The organism is Vibrio sp. OPT18 (assembly GCF_015163615.1).
Classification (GTDB): Bacteria; Pseudomonadota; Gammaproteobacteria; order Enterobacterales; family Vibrionaceae; genus Vibrio; species Vibrio coralliirubri.
Genome location: NZ_JADDYK010000036.1, coordinates 42,393 through 63,823, shown reverse-complemented (window position 1 = coordinate 63,823; position 21,431 = coordinate 42,393). Strand labels below are relative to the sequence as shown.

18 protein-coding genes are annotated in these 21,431 nt (G+C 43.8%); 1 reads left to right on the top strand and 17 read right to left on the bottom strand.

The window, feature by feature from the left end:
* On the top strand, positions 1 to 574 hold a 574-nt coding region (locus tag IQQ51_RS26820; RefSeq protein ID WP_228012747.1), incomplete at its 5' end, for a PhoH family protein.
* Between the two features lie 106 nt (positions 575 to 680).
* On the opposite strand, the gene tldD is transcribed toward IQQ51_RS26820, so the two are convergent.
* The 17 genes from tldD to IQQ51_RS08290 form a co-directional block, all read right to left on the bottom strand.
* Positions 681 to 2,126 (bottom strand): metalloprotease TldD, encoded by a 1,446-nt coding sequence (gene tldD, locus IQQ51_RS08370; RefSeq protein WP_048609636.1) that lies wholly within the window; start codon positions 2,124 to 2,126, stop codon positions 681 to 683.
* Between the two features lie 19 nt (positions 2,127 to 2,145).
* Positions 2,146 to 2,958 (bottom strand): carbon-nitrogen hydrolase family protein, encoded by an 813-nt coding sequence (locus IQQ51_RS08365; RefSeq protein ID WP_193840813.1) that lies wholly within the window; start codon positions 2,956 to 2,958, stop codon positions 2,146 to 2,148.
* Between the two features lie 95 nt (positions 2,959 to 3,053).
* The gene (locus IQQ51_RS08360; RefSeq protein ID WP_193840812.1) at positions 3,054 to 6,929 is read right to left on the bottom strand and encodes a YhdP family protein; all 3,876 of its coding nucleotides are present in this window, start codon (positions 6,927 to 6,929) and stop codon (positions 3,054 to 3,056) included.
* Positions 6,930 to 6,939: 10 nt separating this feature from the next.
* Complete coding sequence (gene rng / locus IQQ51_RS08355; RefSeq protein WP_017061363.1) at positions 6,940 to 8,409, bottom strand: ribonuclease G; 1,470 nt, start codon at positions 8,407 to 8,409, stop codon at positions 6,940 to 6,942.
* Between the two features lie 20 nt (positions 8,410 to 8,429).
* Complete coding sequence (locus tag IQQ51_RS08350) at positions 8,430 to 9,053, bottom strand: Maf family protein (RefSeq protein ID WP_193840811.1); 624 nt, start codon at positions 9,051 to 9,053, stop codon at positions 8,430 to 8,432.
* A 7-nt stretch (positions 9,054 to 9,060) separates the two neighbouring features.
* Complete coding sequence (mreD, locus tag IQQ51_RS08345; RefSeq protein ID WP_004735926.1) at positions 9,061 to 9,549, bottom strand: rod shape-determining protein MreD; 489 nt, start codon at positions 9,547 to 9,549, stop codon at positions 9,061 to 9,063.
* On the bottom strand, positions 9,539 to 10,426 hold the full coding sequence (gene mreC / locus IQQ51_RS08340; protein WP_004735927.1) for a rod shape-determining protein MreC: 888 nt from the start codon (positions 10,424 to 10,426) through the stop codon (positions 9,539 to 9,541). The genes mreD and mreC overlap by 11 nt, the downstream gene beginning before the upstream one ends.
* Before the next feature lie 94 nt (positions 10,427 to 10,520).
* Entirely contained in the window at positions 10,521 to 11,564 is a 1,044-nt protein-coding gene (locus IQQ51_RS08335) for a rod shape-determining protein (protein ID WP_017062957.1), read from the bottom strand.
* Positions 11,565 to 11,714: 150 nt separating this feature from the next.
* Positions 11,715 to 16,304: a DUF6701 domain-containing protein gene (locus IQQ51_RS08330; protein WP_228012746.1), complete on the bottom strand. Its 4,590-nt coding sequence runs from the start codon at positions 16,302 to 16,304 to the stop codon at positions 11,715 to 11,717.
* 3 nt (positions 16,305 to 16,307) lie between these two features.
* Entirely contained in the window at positions 16,308 to 16,751 is a 444-nt protein-coding gene (locus tag IQQ51_RS08325) for an MSHA biogenesis protein MshP (RefSeq protein ID WP_193840810.1), read from the bottom strand.
* Entirely contained in the window at positions 16,741 to 17,481 is a 741-nt protein-coding gene (locus IQQ51_RS08320) for a PilW family protein (RefSeq protein ID WP_193840809.1), read from the bottom strand. The genes IQQ51_RS08325 and IQQ51_RS08320 overlap by 11 nt, the downstream gene beginning before the upstream one ends.
* The gene (locus IQQ51_RS08315) at positions 17,481 to 17,867 is read right to left on the bottom strand and encodes a type IV pilus modification PilV family protein (protein ID WP_193840808.1); all 387 of its coding nucleotides are present in this window, start codon (positions 17,865 to 17,867) and stop codon (positions 17,481 to 17,483) included. The genes IQQ51_RS08320 and IQQ51_RS08315 overlap by 1 nt, the downstream gene beginning before the upstream one ends.
* Before the next feature lie 2 nt (positions 17,868 to 17,869).
* Positions 17,870 to 18,376 (bottom strand): prepilin-type N-terminal cleavage/methylation domain-containing protein, encoded by a 507-nt coding sequence (locus IQQ51_RS08310; protein WP_193840807.1) that lies wholly within the window; start codon positions 18,374 to 18,376, stop codon positions 17,870 to 17,872.
* A gap of 154 nt (positions 18,377 to 18,530) precedes the next feature.
* Positions 18,531 to 19,055, bottom strand: coding sequence for a type II secretion system protein (locus IQQ51_RS08305; protein WP_193840806.1), 525 nt, complete (start codon positions 19,053 to 19,055; stop codon positions 18,531 to 18,533).
* Between the two features lie 35 nt (positions 19,056 to 19,090).
* Entirely contained in the window at positions 19,091 to 19,666 is a 576-nt protein-coding gene (locus IQQ51_RS08300) for a prepilin-type N-terminal cleavage/methylation domain-containing protein (protein WP_193840805.1), read from the bottom strand.
* Between the two features lie 79 nt (positions 19,667 to 19,745).
* Positions 19,746 to 20,201, bottom strand: coding sequence for an MSHA biogenesis protein MshF (locus tag IQQ51_RS08295; RefSeq protein WP_193840804.1), 456 nt, complete (start codon positions 20,199 to 20,201; stop codon positions 19,746 to 19,748).
* Between the two features lie 3 nt (positions 20,202 to 20,204).
* Positions 20,205 to 21,428, bottom strand: a complete 1,224-nt coding sequence (locus IQQ51_RS08290) for a type II secretion system F family protein (protein ID WP_048609623.1) — start codon at positions 21,426 to 21,428, stop codon at positions 20,205 to 20,207.
* Positions 21,429 to 21,431 lie beyond the last annotated feature (3 nt).

Genomic DNA, 21,431 nt, shown 5'->3' with positions numbered 1-21,431 from the left:
TCTTGTGATTCTCACTGGCGCAGCGGGTAGTGGTAAGACGCTGTTAGCCATGGCTGCTGCACTTGAACAAACCATTGAACGTAAACAGTTCGATAAGATCATCGTAACCCGAAACACCCCTGATATTGGTGAATCGATAGGTTTCCTTCCGGGTACAGAGGAAGAGAAGATGTTGCCTTGGTTAGCCGCAGTGACTGATACACTGGAAGCACTGCACAAGAATGACCACTGCACAGAAGGCTCGATGAAATACATCTGTGACAAAGCCAATATCCAGTTCAAATCAATCAACTTCATGCGTGGCCGCTCGATTCAGAATGCGTTTGTGCTTTTGGATGAGTGTCAGAACCTCACAGCTTCACAAATCAAAACCATCATCACACGTTGTGGTGAAGGTACTAAGATCGTCTGCTCAGGTAACCTAGCGCAGATAGATTCTTCCTACCTAACCCCTGTGACTTCAGGCTTAACCTACATGGTTGAGCGTTTTAAAAACTTCGAAGGCAGTGCCAACATCCACCTCAATGGTGTGGTGCGTAGCCGACTGGCTGAGTTTGCGGAAGAGAACATGTAGTGACTCTATATGCTCACTGAATCAGTAATCTAAAAACAAAAAGCGCCTCACAATAGAGGCGCTTTTCAATTTATCTTTATAGTGATGTTTCAGAGGCTAGTATGCTTTACTCAGTACCACCGACGGTTAGCGAGTCTAGCTTCAATGTCGGTTGACCAACACCCACTGGTACACTTTGGCCAGCCTTACCACACACACCAACACCACGGTCGATGCTTAGGTCGTTACCGACCATAGACACTTGCTGCATTGCTTCGATACCAGAACCGATTAGCGTCGCGCCTTTCACTGGGTGAGTGATCTTGCCATTTTCAATCATGTACGCTTCAGAAGCTGAGAATACAAACTTACCTGATGTGATATCAACCTGACCGCCACCGAAGTTCGGTGCGTAGATACCTTTCTCAACCGTTGCGATGATCTCTTCCGGCGTGTGTTCCCCCGGTAGCATGTATGTATTCGTCATACGTGGCATTGGAAGGTGCGCGTAAGACTCACGACGACCATTACCTGTCGGTGCTACACCCATTAGACGCGCGTTCAGCTTATCTTGCATGTAACCTTTTAAGATGCCGTTTTCGATTAGCGTATTGTACTGACCGTTAACACCTTCATCATCGACGTTCAATGAACCACGTAGATCCGTTAATGTGCCGTCATCGACAATCGTACATAGGTTTGAGGTTACTTGCTCGCCAACTTTGCCAGAGAATACTGACGACTCTTTGCGGTTAAAGTCTCCTTCTAAACCGTGGCCTACCGCTTCATGCAGCAGAACGCCCGGCCAACCAGAGCCTAAAACTACAGGCATGGCACCAGCAGGCGCAGCAACCGCTTCAAGGTTAACTAATGCTTGGCGAATCGCTTCATCAGCAAACTGGTAAGCAACTTGAGTGCCTTTGTCATCACTTAAGAAGAAGTCGTAACCAAAACGACCACCACCACCGGCGCTACCACGCTCACGACGATCACCCTTCTGTGCAAGTACGCTAATAGACAAGCGAACCAGCGGACGAATATCACCAGCGTAAGTACCATCAGTAGCAGCAACCAACATCTGCTCATGCACACCACTTAGGCTCACCGATACTTCAGTCACCATCGGCTCTTTAGTGCGAATGTAAGCATCTAATGATTTTAGTAATTCTGTTTTCTGTTGTTTTTCCCAGCTCGCTAGCGGGTTAACTGCATCATAGTAAGCTTGATTAGAATTGCGTTTGAACGCTTGAACCTTGCCGTTTTGACCTTGTTTAGCAATACCACGAGCCGCAATTGCGCTCTGCTTAAGACCATCCAGTTGGATTTGGTCAGAGTAAGCAAAACCGGTCTTTTCACCAGAAACTGCACGAACACCAACACCACAATCGATATTGAAAGAGCCGTCTTTAATAATGCTGTCTTCTAGCACTAAAGATTCGTGCCAGCTTGACTGAAAGTAGATATCAGCATAATCAATTTGGCGGGTAGCAATGCTCGCCAATGTATCTGCGATATTTTGCTCCGTAAGCCCTGTCGGGTTCAGTAGCGCTTCTTCAATTTGATTAATGCTCATAGATGGCTCTTGTTTGTAATTAAAATTGATTGGTAAATCGAGAGTGTTGCGTGATTGGCATATTTTGCCTAATGGACTCGCAACTGGATGTGTCTATCTCAACCACCATACTTTTAGGATCTTGGTCTAACTGTGCGACCACTCGTCCCCATGGATCAACCACCATTGAGTGTCCCCATGTTTCTCTTTGGCAAGGGTGTTTTCCACCTTGTCCTACCGCTACAATCCACGATTGTGTTTCGATCGCGCGGCATCTTAACAGTGCTTCCCAGTGCGCTTGACCCGTTACCGCTGTAAACGCTGCAGGCACCACAATGATTTGTGCCCCTTGCTTACGTAACTCTGAATACAAGTGTGGAAAGCGCACATCATAACAAATACTCAAACCTAAGCGACCAAAAGGCGTTTCCGCTGTCACAACTTGGTTGCCCGGAGTGAAAATATCCGACTCTCGATAGCACTTATGGGCGTCAGCGACATCCACATCAAACATGTGTAGCTTGTCGTAATGAGTAACGAGGCAACCAAAATCATCAATCACCAAGGTTGTGGTAGTCACACCGTTAGCTGTGCTTATCGGCATACTACCAATAACGATCCAAACTCGATGAAGCTTTGCTAGCTCAGAGATTTTCTTTTGCAGTGAGCCATCATTTAAAGGCTCAGCATACTGGTGATAGTCGGCTTTACTGCCAAAAACTAACGCGTTTTCAGGGCACACAACCCACTTAGCCCCTAACTCTTTGCACTTTGCTACTTCTTGAGCAAGGTAGTCAAAGTTCAATTCAGGGCTAGGGCCAGATGTCATTTGAATCAACCCAACACAATCCATGTGTATCGCTCCTCCATTCATTATGATTCAGAAATCAGCATTTCACCGTATATTAGCTGATTAGGGTACTAGGGTCTTCTCGGCTAATTTAAGGTTTATTCGGCTAATTTTCTCAGCTTCTCTGGTAGCTGGAACTCACCGGAGCTACGAGAAAGCTCGCTCACCGTAGGTGAATCAAGCGGCCCTTTCACCGAATAATTAACTTGGGTAAAGACTTCAACCACTGGAGAAATAACCGTGGTCACCGCCAATACGTACAGCGCCGTTTGAGGGGTTACCGCAAAGGCCGTTAATACGGGAATACCCGAGGTAATATCTGGGGTAAAGTTCACCTCAGCATCAACCTGACGCGTGTTCAGGTTAGCGATGCCTTTGATTTTCATCTCACCGGCGACCGCATCCATATTCAGATCATTGGTCAGGAAGATGCCATTTTGAATCTCGCCCGTTCCGGTAATGCTATTGAAGGCCATACCTTTATCAAACACGTCCGAGAAATCGAGCTGCATCTTACGAATGATTGAATCTAGGCTAAACAGACCAAGTAATCGAGCTGCGCCGCTCACATCCGAGATAATGCCTTTACCAAACTTGGTTTTAACGTTGCCATCAAGGGTATCCATTTTGATCCCCCAAGGCGAACCGTCCCAATTTAGTTGACCTTCCAACGCAAATGGCGCTTTTTGAATCCCGGAAGTAATACCGAAGCGCTCCATGAGCTCGCTGTTGTTTTCACCTTCAACATCAACGGTTAATGATGAATGACTCTTGTCACCTTGCAGTTCCCACCAGCCACTCACATCCGCTTTGTTGCCACCACTTCGAACCTGGATTTTGTTCCACTCGATACGGTCTTCGTTCCTCGTCATTTCAACATCGACCTTACCAACCTTGTAGCCTTGTAGCCAAAAGTCGTTCAACGTCAAGGTCAGGTTTGGCATCGCATCGTGGATCTTTCTATCCAATTTGGAGATCAATGGCGCAGCTTGTTCTTTGCGTTGCAGCAGTTGCTGATCTTGGTTGTTCTTATCACTCCACTCTGGAACAAACAGATGCAGGCGATCCAGTGAAACCGTCAAATCGTAAGGTGGCAGGTAGTTAATATCCCCTTCTAGCTCTTGGCTAGACACTTCCATTTGCCACGCTTGTTTGTTCTTGCGAGCACTAAAATCGACATCATTCCAAGAGATACCACCCAAGATCAGCTCTTTACTCTCAAAGGTAATACGGCTTGGCGCAGGTATGGTTGGCGTGTTCATTTGGCTAAGCACAGCCGTTGAAGGCTTTACTGGTTCCATCACAACCGATAACCAATCATCGGCATTGAATTTATCCGTACGAATCAGTGCGTGATGGCCAACAACCGGGCTAATTTTATAGCCACCGCGACCAAGCACTAAGTTGGTCGCCGTTAACTCAGGCACGTCGCCTGTGATATCAATCTCAGCTTGGTACTTGGTGTTTGGCAATTGCAGACGCGCGGTAATCGTCTCTTGGTTACCCGATGCCTGTAGCCTTGCAGAGCCACTTTCTAATGATTTTTTCTCCAATGGATATGGGTAATCACTCGCCAAGTATTTTAGATCTGACTGTAAGTCTAGTTGGTAGGTAAAGCCGATATCATTAAGCTGGATATCAATTTGGCTTTGCCATTGTGCATGACCTGACAAGCGACTTAACCATTGCTCACCAATGTAAGGTTCTAGAGGCTTAACATCCCAATCACCTAACACATCAATATCAACTGCATAGCCAGGACCATCATTCAGGCCTTTAAAATCAAGCGAGATACCTTGGTTAAGCAGATCAGCAGCGAGGCCATTTGCTGTCACTACATCATTATCAAATTCAATGCGACCCGTGGTGTTCTCAAGCACCATTGGCGGCGCTTCAATCTCAACATGGTTGCCACTTAAGTCGGCGTAACCCCATGCTCTTGCTTCTTTTTCAGAATCAAACGGAATATTCAGCTGGAACTCAGAAGAGACATCACCACTCACTTGAAGTGCGGTTAACGCTGCGCCTACTGAACCCACCAGTGGCGAAGACGTCATGTAATCGCGCACGGCATTGCCTGACGCCGTCGCTTTAGCTTCAATTTCAATATGGCCGCCTTCCCCTAAATAAGGAATGCGTCCTGTGATTCGATCTGCCGTCACATCCATCAATTGAGCGGAACGAGAGTCCAGATGCATCGCATCATTTTCAAACAACAGATCAAGCTGAAGGTCAGTAATCAGTGGCCACGCGGTATCAAAGCTGAATTTCGCATCTTCTAAGCCAACCCAAACCTGAAAAATACCATCGTGGTGAGTGTATGGATATTGAGATAAGTCACCATGCCACAGCAGTTTTACGGTGTCCGCTTTACCCGCTTGAATCGCAGTTGAAAGGTAGTCTGTTAGGTCTTGCCCAAGGGCCAGCGTAGGTAAGTAGCGCCATGTTTCACCGACATTGTAAGCGTCCGCTTCACCGTAGAAGGATAAAAACGGGCTCGCATCTTTTGGGAAGTCTAAGCGGAATGCGCCTAGTACTTGTAAATCTGGCGTTGCTGCTGTGATTTTGTCCGACCAAAGTTTCCAGCCGTTTTCATCTTGCTGCCAAACAATATCAACCTGACCTTGTTTGATATTCAAAGGCGCTTGGAATACGTCACCATAAGGGAACACATCGTCAATAACGTGCAGGCTAGCTTTCGCTTCCGAAGCCGAACCAAACACACTGCCGGACACTTGGCTAAAGCCTGGGACTAGTTCCCACTGCTCGATAGCAAGATCAGAAAAACTGGCTGAATAACGTAAACTGTCGATTCCTGAATCCATAGAGACACGAATATCAGAAACAGAACCGCCCGGTGCCAATACGTTAATCATTTTGGTTGATTGTTCAGAGTCAGGCAGCAGCTTAATCAACGGAGTAATGGTCGCAATATCCAGCTCGGAAACATTGAGTTGCCATGGACCTTGGTTCCACTTGAACGCTACGTCGAGTTCTGGCCAAGGTGTGTCATCCGTTCTAAGGTTTAGTGAGTGACCATTTACTTGCCAGCCATCATCCGTCGGGGACAACTTAAAGACACCGGACTCAAGCATGAGGTCATGCTCGCCATCTTCGTTCCACGTCAATTCTGAGGGTAAAACCTCAACATAAGCGCTTACCGGTTTGCTATTGCGCAGCGTAAGCCAGCTATTCAAACTCACAGTTCCCGTTTCAATGCCGGATTCCGCCTGCATATAACGAGTTAACCAAGGCTTAACCGAGATACTGTCGGCACTGACATAAAACTCACCCGTCATATCCGTTAACGAGCCGCCATCAATAAAGTTAGCGCTCACTGACAAAGAGTTTAGATTGGCGTCTTTAATACTCACCACACCTTCCGCAAGGTGATGTTTACCTGAGTTTTGCCATTTCAGAGTTTCGATATCAAGCTGACGTTCTTCATCAGAGATAGTGCGATATAAAAGAGTGGAATCTTTGGCGGTCACATCCACCAAAGTTTTCAGAAGTAAATTATCGAGCTCTTGTATCACTCGCTTGGAGGAACCGGGATCTTTAGGTTCGTCTTTACCGTTTTGTCCGGCAAACAGATCAATCGAGCGGATATCAAGATACATTTGATTCATGACCAAGTCGGCCACAACCGGACGCATCTGTACAACCGATTGAATCAAGTCAAACTCGACTTCAACACGCTCGACAGAAAAGCTCACATCTTCCGCATTGGGAAGGCTGGCTTTAACGCCTTGCAGAGCAATAGAGGGGTGAGTGTTACGCCAAAAACCGCCCACGTCTTGAATCGAAAAATCAAAACCGGAGTGTTGGTTTACCCAAAGCTCAATTTCAGATTGATACTTGTTTAAATTGGGCAAGGCTACACGCAGTGTAGTAACGGCAATGGCTAGCGTTACTAAGAGAGTAACCACTAACCATAAACATGCACGTAGAATCAGAGTAACGCTTGAGCTCACAAAATTTCCATTACATCATAACAACATCAAACTGCTCTTGTATGTACAGAGGCTCAGCCTGGATTTTAACTTGCTTACCAATAAAGACTTCAAGCTCCGCAAGCGCGTGAGATTCATCGCCCTCTAACGCCTCAGCTACGGCAGCTGCCGCATAGACCACAAATTTATCGGCGTCGTACGCACGATTCACTCGCGTGATCTCTCGAAGAATTTCATAACAAACGGTTTCAACTGTCTTCACACTGCCGCGGCCTTCACAAGCAGGACAGCTCGAACACAGGATATGCTCAATACTTTCACGAGTACGTTTACGAGTCATCTCAACCAAACCAAGCTGCGTGAAGCCATTAATATTGGTTTTCACACGGTCTTTGTCGAGTGCAGCCTCTAAAGAAGTTAGTACTCGCTTACGATGTTCCTCAGACAACATATCAATAAAGTCGATAATGATGATGCCACCCAAGTTACGCAGACGCAGCTGACGAGCAATCGCTTGAGTCGCTTCTACGTTGGTGTTGAAAATCGTCTCTTCTAGATTACGGCGACCAACAAACGCGCCAGTGTTGATATCAACCGTGGTCATCGCTTCAGTTTGGTCGATAATCAGATACCCACCAGACTTTAATTCAACTTTACGATCCAATGAACGTTGAATTTCGTTCTCGGTATCGTACATATCAAAGATAGGCTTATCACCTTCATACAGCTCAAGCTTGTCTGTCAGCTCAGGCACGTATTCAGAGGTAAACTCTTTTAGGTTTTCATATTCTAGGCGAGAATCGACCTGAATCTTGCTCAGCTCAGTACCGACAAAGTCACGCAAGATACGCTGGCTTAAGCAAAGCTCACCATACAAACGAGTACGCGCCTTGTGCTTACCACGACGCTCTAATACTTTTAGCCATAATCGCTTCAAGAATGCGGCGTCTTGTGCCAACTCATTTGAATCTGCACCTTCTGCTGCTGTGCGGATGATGAAGCCACCGTGCTCGTCACAGTAACGAGACACGACTTTTTTAAGACGGTTACGTTCAGACTCGCTGTCGATACGTTGAGATACACCAACATGACTTGCGCCCGGCATAAATACCAGATAACGAGACGGTAAAGTGATATCAGTGGTTAAGCGGGCACCTTTAGTACCTAGAGGGTCTTTGACCACTTGCACCACAATGTCTTGCCCTTGACGAACAAGCTCTGAAATATCACGAACCTGAAATTGCTTCTTTTCATTTTCAGCGACACATTCAGTGTGTGGGACAATATCAGAGGCGTGTAAAAAAGCTGCTTTCTCAAGGCCTATATCCACAAAAGCCGCCTGCATTCCTGGAAGAACACGGCTTACACGTCCTTTATAGATATTTCCTACGATACCGCGTCGAGCATCTCGTTCGACATGGATCTCTTGAAGAGCTCCCCCTTCAATCATGGCCACACGAGTTTCACTCGGGGTCACGTTCAGCAACAATTCAGCACTCATGGTGCACCTCAGATTAGTAATTATAAGAATTCTTGCAGTAGCTGGTCCGTTTCAAATAAAGGTAAGCCGACGACGGCGTAATAACTACCTTCGATTCGGGTAACAAAGCGTCCGCCCAAACCTTGGATCCCATAGCTACCGGCTTTATCGCATGGCTCCCCTGTTTGCCAGTATTGTTCTATTTCTTTTTCACTGAGGGGTTTAAACCATACGTCGGTAATAATGATTTCTGTTCTTTGTTTTTCTTCTGAAACCACAGAAACCGCCGTCATCACTTGGTGACGGTCATTCGCTAACTGAGTAAGCATGCGCTTAGAGTCAGCAAAATCGGTGGGCTTCTCAAGCACTTGCCCTTGGCTTACGACGACTGTGTCAGAACCAAGAACGACTATCTCAGAGCCAAGAACTACAGTATCAGAACTAGGAACGACATGCTGCCTTTCAGAAGGGCTATCTTTCAATAAAGACAACGCAGCTAAAGCTTTATCTAAAGATAGTCGCTTAACATACTCTTCGGCGGTTTCTTGAGCGTGTTTACACTCTTCAACATCGGTCACAAGGACAGAAAACTCATAACCGAGTTGAGATAGTAATTCTTTGCGGCGCGGAGAACCGGATGCCAAAACTAAATGTTTCTTTTCCATCGTCACGCTACCTCACATGCCAATGACGACGCACGCGTCTCATTAATAAAAACATCCAAGGCCAAAGTATACAGTTTATCAATGCGCTCCATAACGATAACGGATTGAAAACAACATCTTGGATCAAATATTCACCAAAGAAGATCAACACCTCAAACAATACCGTTAACGCGGCAATGATCATGGCTTGCTGCCATAACGCCATGTTACGAATGACGAGGAAGTTCATCGCAATAATGTACATCACTATTGCCATCATCATGCCTCGAATACCCAGAGTAGAGCCGATCAAAAGGTCCCACAGTAAGCCTAGAATCAAAGCACTACCCACGTTAACACGATGCGGTAGAGCCAGAACCCAGTAACACGTAACCAGCAGTAACCAAGATGGTCTAAATAGATCTAAGCTACCAGGCCAAGGGATCGTTTGCAGAATAAGTGCTACTAAAAATGAGCAGCCAATTACTACCTTGCTTCTCAAAACGCTATTGGCCATCTTCGCCCTCTAACAATGCTTGTTCTATGCTGGATTGATCCGCTTGCATCTGTTTGTTTTCATCAGGCCATACAAGCAACAGGTATCTGAGCTTATCGAACTCAACCACAGGCTCTGCTTTAATCACAGCGAATTCACGTTTCGGGTCGTAATCAACGGCAGTAACATAGGCGACTGGATAACCTTCTGGGTATACCCCACCAAGACCCGATGTCACCAATAGATCTTCTTCTTGTATATCGGTACTGGTTGGAATGTGCTCTAGCTGGATCTCATCAATCATGCCATTGCCCGAAGCAATCACACGGATGTCATTACGAATAACCTGCACAGGGATCGCATTGTTTGCATCAGTCAGTAGTAGAACGCGACTGTTATGAGCAGCAACGAAAGTGACTTGGCCGACGATGCCTTTTTCATTGATCACCGGTTGACCTTCATACACCCCATCAATCTGACCTTTGTCGATCACGACTTGATGACGATATGGTGAAGTATCTACCGCCATAACTTCTGTGACGACTTTCTTCTCATCACGGATAAACGGAGACCCTAACAACTTACGAAGGCGCTTGTTTTCTTCTTGATATTGCTCAAGCAGAATCAGCTCGCTCTTCAGACGCAAGACTTCTCGTTTAATATTATGGTTGGATTCAATTAACCCTTTGCGAGTACTAAAACGGTCGTAAACACCATCGAACATAGTGCGAGGCAAGTTGGCTGCATATTGAATAGGCGCAACCATGCTGTTTAATAGATAGCGAACATTTGAGAAAGCATCTAAACGACTATCAGCCAGCATAAGGCTGGCTGATAAAATTACAGCAAAAAACAGGCGCAATTGTAGAGAGGGACCTCTACCAAAAATTGGCTTCATTCTATATTTGGTCCTAGAGCTACATTTGATCCTATAGACAAGGTCCTAGGCTCTTTACATAAAACTAGATAAGAAAAGAGCCTAACACTAGATATTATTCTTCGCTGAACAGATCGCCGCCGTGCATGTCGATCATCTCTAGCGCTTTACCGCCACCTAGAGCAACACACGTTAATGGCTCTTCTGCAACAACAACAGGGATACCTGTTTCTTCTGTTAGTAGACGATCAAGGTCTTTAAGCAGTGCACCACCACCCGTCAGTACCATACCGTTTTCTGAGATATCAGAAGCCAGCTCTGGTGGACACTGTTCAAGTGCAACCATGACTGCAGATACGATGCCAGATAGAGGTTCTTGAAGTGCTTCAAGGATTTCGTTTGAATTTAGGCTAAAACTACGAGGCACACCTTCTGCAAGGTTACGACCACGTACTTCGATCTCTTCTACTTCATCGCCAGGGTAAGCTGAACCGATTTCGTGTTTGATCTTCTCTGCTGTCGCTTCACCGATCAAGCTGCCGTAGTTACGACGAACGTAGTTGATGATCGCTTCATCAAAACGGTCACCACCGATACGTACAGAAGACGAGTAAACCACACCGTTTAGTGAGATAACCGCAACTTCAGTAGTACCACCACCGATATCAACAACCATTGAACCTGTTGGTTCAGATACACGTAAGCCAGCACCGATCGCTGCAGCCATAGGCTCATCGATTAGGTAAACCTCACGAGCACCAGCACCCAGCGCTGATTCACGGATAGCACGACGCTCAACTTGTGTTGAACCACAAGGTACACAAACCAAAACGCGAGGGCTTGGTTTAAGCACACTGTTGTCATGCACTTGTTTAATGAAGTGCTGAAGCATTTTTTCCGTTACGTAAAAGTCGGCAATTACACCGTCTTTCATCGGACGGATCGCTGAAATGTTACCAGGCGTACGACCAAGCATTTGCTTAGCAGCGTGGCCAACAGCAGCGACACTCTTTGCAGAACCCGCACGATCTTGGCGAATAGCTACAACTGAAGGCTCATCAAGAACAATGCCTTGGCCTTTTACATAAATAAGGGTATTGGCTGTACCTAAATCAATCGATAGGTCGTTTGAAAACATGCCACGAAGTTTTTTAAACATATTCTTCGCTCATCCTGCAAGAATTAGAAGACAAAAATTGCACTAAATGTACCAATGCCTTGCTGTTACGGCAAGGCATTGAAGTACAAACATGGACTGAAACCCGCAATTTCTTACAGATTCCTAACTTAAGGGGCAAAAATTATATTATTACTGACCTGTTAAGCCACTTTCACCTCGGTAGATCACACGATCGTTACCACGATAGATGCCAAATGTGACGACGGTAGAGGGATCCTCGTCACCTAAGCCTCTCCAGTTATACTGTAGCCAAGGTTGAGTTCCCTCACTTCCAACACAAGTAGCTCCACTTGGTGAACTCCCCTGCCTTAAAAACAACCTTACTTGCTCACGACGACTAGTATCTTGCTTAGCAATAAGGTTACTTGATATCCCCTTCAATACTGAGGCTGTATCATCACTTCCATTATCATCTGTATCGCTAGTTAACTTGGCATCTGTAACCTCTGAATCATCCCAAATTTTAGTTACACAGTAATCACTACCATTAAACTGGCTTCCACTGTCATCAGAATTAATCTCAAATTTACTTCCAGACCAATACTGAACTTCTAATGGAACTTGGATACTACCACCTTGATTGCCTCCTACATCTTTGAGAGACATCCTTCCATATCTAAAATCCGGTTGAGCACTAAACTTCGTACCATTGGTAAAACCTGCATTAGTATTTTCTAAATCTAGAATTTGCAAATCTACACCATCAACTTTGTTACTGACCCACAATCCAAATTCACTATTAGTACCATCGTATGGACCATCTTCACTAGCTAACCTTAAGAATTCATAATCAAAATTTTCAATTGTTAAACGAGCTGAAGACCAATCACCTTCTCCCCAACTAGTACTGTCCGCATCATTTCCTTCTGATAACCAAACTCTTGTATTTAAAACTGCACCATCTTCTTCGTTTATCGCTACGTGCTTAATCGATGCCTTTAATGAATCCGCAAATAGATCATAGTTGATCACTGGTTCGTTATCTCGATTGCGGGCTTCAACGATAAAATTGAAAGAAATACCCTGTGCCATATAAGCAAAGCTATCGTGGTCGCTAGAATAGTTCCAACGGTTGCTAATAAGTGTCAAATGTTCAGGGTAAAAGCGCCCTATATTCTTGTTACCAGAAAATCCACCAAGAATCTTGCCGTAAAAGCTGCTCGAATCTTCAGTCACTTCAAAATTTATACTACCAACTTCTGAATACTTTAAACTTTTGAATTTATAACCATTATCATTAGGACTAATATCGGAACTAGACTGAGTCAATTGGCTGCCAGGCTCTAAGCTACCAAGCACTGCACCATTATTGCTAGGAGTATCCAGAGTATGAGTTGCAACGACAGCACCAGAGGACAGCAAATAGTTTTGTGTTACTAAGCTATTGTTACACGAAGGGTTAGCGTTACTCGAGAATCGAATTGGTTTAGCAAACACGTCAAACTCTTCCCCCGCAGCAACAAACGCATTCCCACCACTGCTGTTACCATCAGAATTGCTGCCCGTACAAATAGCAAATTGCCAAGGACGAGAATTCACAAAAAAACTACCAGAAAGTTTATCAATACCACTCTCAGGGCAACCCGACATCTCACTACAATCAAAGGTGCTGTCGGTCAGAGTTACTTTGAACTGACCTGACTCTTGAATCGAAAGTGTGTCGGTTGTTTCACCGTTATCACTCACCTCAAAATCAGGCGTATAATCTAATAAGGTTATCGCACTATTTCCGTTCGCAGGTTGAACGATACCTAAACTAACTTTAGGGGTGCCTACATAATCTTGTGATAAAGAAGAATCTTGCGAATTACAAGAGGATACCTTTGCCGTCACGAGGTAATCATCCCCAGCCACAACAAACTGTTCATCAACATCGAACTTATAAGGTACAAAGTTAATTTTTGATGCAGCCGTTTCTAAATCACCATTCCAAGTACCACTGGCATCATAACTCTCTAATTTAGATGAAGATAAGTACAAAGTTTTTTGCCCATTCACAAAGTGACTTTGGTAATCCCCCGAAGATGTAGAGCAACTGTTTCCACTCTCATCTTCACACCACTTCCCAGTAGAATTTGGTGAATGTGATGCAGTGAAGTTATCTTGAACGGTGCTAATCACGTTGCCATCATCATCTACGACTTTAAACTCAACCTCAGCGACCTCACAAGTTAGAACATGCGAATATTTTGGGGTAACGATAAGAGAACCAGTTGGAAGTGGAGGAAGTGGACAGCTATAGTCAGGTTTATTAATAACTAAACCACTCTGCGAAACAACGCTCGCAGCAGTAACTGCGCCTTCCACTGTAAGTAAGTTTGGCAGGTTAAGTGTTTTCGCTAAAATAAAGCCTCTAAAGTTTCCTTTCAACTGTACAGTTGCATCTGGAGCATAAATGATTGGGTATGCGTTCTCATTAACAATATCGACGCTATTATTAAATTTAAAACTTGTAACTACATTTATTTTAGAGCTATTTTCAAATATAAAATCACTTCGGCTTGTATCCGAAGCCAAAAAGTTATTAAAAGTTACTGATGATTGTTCAGGGATAATTAATACTAAGCCACTACCATTTGATATCTCGAAATCATCAATATATAAACCATCCTTAAGGTGTACCCTTATTTCTGGATACTCATTGCCTAAATCATTTATATATAGTCGTTTCAAGTCTTCATTGATATACACATTAGCATTAGCTCCTGCTAACTCAAATGAACACAAGTTTGACACATCACATCTAGACTTGATGTTTTTATCAATAGCCAGGTTCTCTGTTACAGAACGACTCGGAACATTAGGCAACAAATTATGGTCAATCTTTCGTCGGTTTAGTTGACCATCCTCATTCCCTACAGCACAACCTAAATCATCTCCACAGACATCATGGTTGTACATTTGATTTGTACCTCCCTCTAAATCAAATCCGACTAAAAGCAAACTCTCGGGATCAGGATTAGATGGGCTCCAAGATCGATCATTGTCAATTGAAAAAGCATCAAGATAATGGGGAGACCAGCCATTGAAAGTTGTGCCCCCCCCATTATTAATAATCAATGAACTCTCAACCCCAGTCCAACTTTGGATAGGCTCAGGAAACAAGTTACATACGTTAACCGGAATCTCGACCTCGGGAATTTCAAATGCGAAATAGCCTACTGATTCATAAGCACCATGTTTTCGAGTACTAAGAGAAGTAGCATCTTCATCAAATGCGAATGTAAATTGCGACTCTCCTCCACTCACATACTGCTTACAATAACGTAGCCAACCACCATCACCACCATTTCGGGTTTGCTTATTAGCAATAACACCAAACTTACTAAAGTTTTGATGTAGTGATATTTCGTTATTCAGACATGACCAGCCTATAGATTTACCTGGCTCTATTTCAGTTTTTTGGTTGTAGGTACCAGGCGCTTGGAAAAACTCTATTTTTGATGTTTTAGACTCATCTTGCCCTGAAAAAGTAGGGACAGCTAAATAAGCGATTTGCTTAGCTGAAGAAGTTGGCCCTTGTCGACCACGCTCTAAAGCAAGCTTAAATTTTTGGTTAGTTAAACCAGAGATAGCTGTTGTGGCCCAATCTCGGTCCTTGCCCTGAACTTGAGCCATGATCACGGGGTTTGCAATATCACCTCCCTGATATGAGACCGTTTCCCAATCAGAACTGCCACAGGCATTGCCTTTACATTGAGCCTTAGAAGTTATGATGTTTCCAGCTTCACCATAAACCTTGGAACCATTGTCATCGTAAAATGTTAACCTTCCGGGCTCGGTAACAAAGTAATAAATCGGCGACATGCGATCTGTTGAGCTATAACTCTCAGCCGATTCACTTTCAATTGTTGCACCTTTCTTTGAATCCCAAATAGTCGCAACACTAGCCTTTGTTGGTACGCTATTCACGATATCATCAGGATCGATTGTCGACATTAAAAATACAATTGGATTATCATATTGCTTTTGGAACAACAGGTTACAACCATGAGTACAATCCATCCCTTCAATAGACCCAAACTCATAGGATACGTCTTCTAACTCTGGCGGATGAGTAATATTACAAAGTGATTGATAGGTATCCACAGGACAGTTTCTATTTGAGTAATTGCAGTTAGCATCATCAATCCCGCAATAAAAGTCAGAGCTCTCATACTCTTTATCATCAGCAACCACTCGTCCACAAATAGATGAGCCTTTTATAATTGCGTCATCATCAGCCTTAATAGCTCGTGTAGATGAAAATATATAGTTCCCTCCAAAGTCGGGTTCCAACTTCACATCATCATGTGTAGATACAACTTGACCATCACAGACTACAGCACCTTTGAGAACAATATCGTTCTTAGCAGTTAAACTGCCATAGATTACAGATTGCCCCTTATCAGTGGTTATCCCTTTATTTGCTACAAAATTGATTGGAGCGTCTGAACTACCTATTTGGCTGTCTTCTATTTGAATATCACTATTTGAAGTAATGGTAACAGGAGCATCGGTAGAATTGACTATACTGTCACCCTCAGCCAAGTATATCTTGCCGTTACAACGATTCTGACTCGAAACCCAGTTTCCTTGACAATATCCAGTATCATTCGGGAATACATATGTTGTCCCAGCAGAGACTGAATATGAAAAAAACAAGAATACTATGAAGGCTAAGACCAAAACCAAAGATCTAGTGCTGTTTGTACCTACATATATCTTTAATTGATACATTAACTACTCCTTCACCCAAAGTTCTTGATTACGCTCCACTTGGCTCACACCAGACCCACAAACTACCGAAGACTCAAGAATATAAAAACTCATACCAGCTAACTGACCACGACTCTCACACTCCAACCGGTGTAGTTCACAAGAGACCGTCGCACTTTCAACTAAAGTTTCAGCAAAATTGTTAATATCGGGAGACATTTCTTCTTTACATAAAGAAGATACCGCTGACGAAGCCGTAGGATCTGGGTCAGGATAAAACTGAGTCATCACGTACTCATTCACTGAGTGACTGAGCAGCCAAGCTTGAGTTCCCATAACAGAGCGTGTAGTAGTATCGTGAGTTGACCAACTAGTGCGGGTTAAACTTGTCGCGAGAAACCCAACAATAACAATGACAAAAATAACAATGATAAGTGCGCTACCACGCTGTTGATAACTAAGGGACATTGAGCACCTGCACTTCTTGTTCAAAGGTAGTTGTTTCACCATTTACAGTAAATGTAAGGGTTAAATCTACAATTCCGTTTTGCTGAACCGTAGCCGGAGAATATAAAAGGGAACTTTGAGCAACATTTAATTTATCACTGATGATAACTGGCGCTCCACCATTGGCTCTTGTTAAAAAATCATCACCAGAAAGGCAGTATTTAACAGGGTTATCATCAAAAATATAATGCCTATTACTCACAGAACCGCCCACCAAATCACCAGCTTGTCCTGTCAATGTAAATGCAGCCCCTGATACATTCGTACCTGTAGCTTGGCTGACATTGGTCAACGGAAATAGATTGTCGATCTTATCTAGGGTCTGATAGGGGCGTGTTGGGTTGATGACCAATGAGAGGTTTTGTAATGATTGGACATTAGCCTCTGGGTTGCTGACTAAAAAATTAATATCCGCCCCTGATACCACATAGAAACCAGAGTCTACGATTGGGTAAAAAGAGATACACCCACTCGATATTAAAGAGGGGAATAGGTTTGGTACCGCATGTCTCATCTCTCGCGATATTTTTTCAATAACAAAATTGGCTTCAGTTTGTAAACGATAACGCTCTACCGTACCAAAATAACCTTTTACACCCACTTCGGTAAAATTAGCTAAACCAAGTAACAAAATACTAGATACGACAATAGCTAAAATCAGTTCGATCAATGTAAAGCCTTTCATTCGCATCAATAATTCCCCTTAAAAGCACTAAAGGTTACAGTTGGTTGCGTACTCGCTGTAACATCAACAATGACAGATTTAAGGTTATTGCTCGCTCCTGAGACTGCCTCTATAGATACCTCTATTTGAAAATTCGAGTAAGTAGAGGCGTCTTTTATCAGATTGCTTAAATCAGTTTCACCATTAAACGCATCAATATCGTTATAGCTTTGAGCGAGCAACCTAGACATAACACTACCGCCTAACGCTGAAGCTCTGTTGTAATAATTGGCATCACTGGATTGAGCTGACTGTGGTGCTAAAAAAGAGGAAAGTGTAAGCGCCGCAAACCCCAGTAAGACGATTACAATCACTGATTCTATTAAAGTGAATCCTTTGGCATTGGTTATCATTATCAACACCCTCCTATTTCAGCAGAAACGAACCCTTGCTCATTGATACATACCCACACACGGTTATTAGTGTTTCCTTGCTCACTGATTGAGATACCTACCCCGGCGGAAGCAGCAGATAAAGGGTTACCAAGGAGATCAAATTCAAGAGTATTATCAATGAGGCTTGGCTGGTATTGGAATAGGTACCCGTCATCCATCACACGATCACTTCTTGGCTCAGTGTTTTCATCTGAGGAACACGCATTAGGAGAGCCTAAACAATTACCATTGGCAGATAGTTGAAAGTTAGCTTGATCTAGAGGTGATGACGAATCAATATTTGATTGCATTCGATTGACTTGAACTTGCCTTACAACTGAGATGGCTTGATCTTGCAAAGCGTAGAGCTCAAAACTGCTTCGCCCGGACATACGTGATGCAGCTGTAATAGATACGATACCGATGATGATGATGATTATGATCAGCTCTACTAACGTAAAGCCACTACTTGGAAGACCTTTCTTCATCACCAACCTCTCACTACGATGTGACTTTGAGTATACAAGATATTGATATGTAAAACGGTATGGCTACCAATTGTTTTAACAGTAATGTGTTGTATATAGAAAAAAGGCCAGCAGGTGCTGGCCTATAATAAGTAATCTGTAATGCGGTTATAAATTATGGAGTTACAACAGCATCACAAGCAGTCGCACCTTCACCACCTTCACCACCTTCACCAGGAACAATAACTACAGCAGAAGCACCATCAGTAGTTGTTGTTGCCTCAGTATAACGAACACACGAACCGTTAAAGCCATCAATACCGAATACAATAGTACCAGCTGTAGTTACAGCATCATTCTCTAACACACGATCTGTTGTTGATAACTGTGCCCAATCTTCAGGTAACCCTTGAGTCGCCTCAACAATACCAGCAGCATCAGCTGTTGGATAACCCAATAAAATAGTAATATCTTCAACTTCGTCTGTCGGATCAATCGACGCCTCTAAGCCTTCGATCGCAGCCTTACCGTAAACAATACCCGAAGCACCATTAAGTGCTCCAGATAAGCCTTGTAGCGCTGATGCTCGCGCATCATCTTGCAGGTTTAGGAAACGTGGTGCCGCAGTTACAGCAAGAATACCTAGAATAACAATTACAACCACTAGTTCGATTAGGGTGAAACCGCCTTGTCTTTTCATAGTTAAGCTCTCTCTATGTTTAATTTTACGCAGACTTACTGCAAAGTTACGGTCACACGACCAGTTTTAATTTCGTAAACAAATTCATGCTCAGTACTACCTTCTAATTGAACGTAAGTACAGGTTGCATCACCTGAATTCGCTTGCGCTGAATATTTGTAATTTGAGTCATTAGCGACATCTGAAACCGCACCTACTTTAGGTGGGTTTTGCAGCAAGTTTTCCATCAACTCAGAACATGTTTCATCTGAAATATCTTGTGGAGCAGTGCTCGAATTATTGTTCAGAGTCCACGGATAGCCGTCTCGAAAATCAGTATCGACCTTGTTACTGTTCTTTGATCTCGTTAACCAAAAATCAACACCATCATAGTTTACAGTATTGTATGTTTCAACACCTATCTTCTCTGATGGCCTAGCTTCTGCTTCCCACTGTGCTCTTGCCGACAGTACTGCTGTCGCAAAACCGCCAGCAACACCTTCAATGCTTGATTTCTTGGCTTCATCTGTCACATCTAAGAAGCGAGGTAGGGCGGCAACCGCCAATAAACCAACGACCACGATCACTATGACTAATTCGACAAGGGAGAAACCCTTTTGATTCTTAAGCATTTTCTACCTACTCATCTAATTATTAACGCGCATTATACATTCGCGCTCGTATAAAACCATAAAAAAACTGTCAATATTTTCACAAAGCCAAAATATTGGCTTTCACACTAAACCTTTCTCTTTCGAGCAATATATCTATCTGATATTTATCAGTATAATGATAACTGCAGTGAAAGTGTATGTTATCACTTTTATCTTCAACACTTGGAGAGCTTAGCCCTAAAATGCTCCCTTGAGGATATAATTGATCCAGCCAATAGTTACAGTCTCGCTCCGTACCTTGGATAGGCATTACCCACCCAGTTCTGCTGTAGATCTTTGGGGATTCCGAGCCTTCTTCTTGCCCAGCACCCGATAACAAATACTGCTGTTTGAACAAATTAGCTTGCTCTAAAATCCGCTTGCTCGCGACGATAAATGCCGTGTTAGTCGCTTCTTCTTCTACCGTTTTGAATGCCGAAAGCACACCGACAATAAGAAAAAGAATAACCACTGTCCAAATAACAAAACGTGAGCGTTGTAGGTTATTTAGCATTCCCTAGCCTTTGATTGCATCCAACATTCCCCACATCGGCAAGAATATACCTAGCGCCAAAATCAGCACCATGCCCGCAACGATGGTTAACAAAATGGGTTCAATTCTGGCGGTTAAGGTTTTCAGATCGTAATCGACTTCGCGGTCATAAAAATCAGCCACTTCAAGTAATAACTCATCAATACGGCCTGTCTCTTCACCGACGGAGATCATTTGTATGACGAGCGGTGTGAAAATTTCGCTGTTAATCGCGGTCGATGAAACTGTACTACCGGCTTCAATGGCCGACTTCATCGCTTGAACTCGCAACTCTAGAAAACGGTTATCTAAGGCTTCCGCCGATAACGCTAGCGACTGGTTCAGTGGAACACCCGCTTTAAGCATCAAAGCAAAAGTACGTGAGAAGCGTGACAACAGTGCTCGATTCACCACTCCACCAATGACCGGCATTTTTAAGCGTAACCGATCCCACTTTTCTAGCCCTTTGTCTGTCTTAACCCAGGCTTTAAAAGCAAAGATAAGACCAAAGATCACGCCAAGCATTAAGCCCCAGTAATTCACAAAGAACTCAGACATACCAATCAAGATACGAGTTGGCAGCGGCAGGTCGACACCAAAGCGCGCAAACATGCTTGAGAACTGTGGAATCACCTTGATGTTAAGAATGAACATTGCGATCAAGATAAAACTGATCACGAATGTTGGGTAACGCATCGCAGTCTTAATTCGTTTGCGAGTCTCAACTTCCTGTTCGTAGTATCCAGCTAATTGCAGCAAAGCCTGATCTAGACGACCTGTGTTTTCACCAACACCAATCATCGAGACGAACAACGGACTGAATACCTTTGGGTGCATCTGCATTGATGCCGCTAGCCCACGACCATTAGTTAGCTCAGCAACCACTTCTTCTAAGGCGGCTTTCAACTGCTTATTTTCACAGTTTTGAGTTAGGCCTTTCATCGACCTTAATAGCGGTACACCTGCTTTGGTTAGGCTGTATAACTGTCGACAAAACAGAACCAAGACTTCAAGCGGAACATTCGGCGAAAATAGGCTCGATACATCCATATCTAAGACTGAACCACCACTTTTACCCAGTTTGATCGAGGTTGGAATGATCCCTTTGCTCATCAAGCTTTCAGCAGCAAGATCTTCGTTATTCGCGTCTAACTGCCCACTTACTTGGCTACCATCAGAGCTGCGACCTACATAACGATATGTTGGCATATC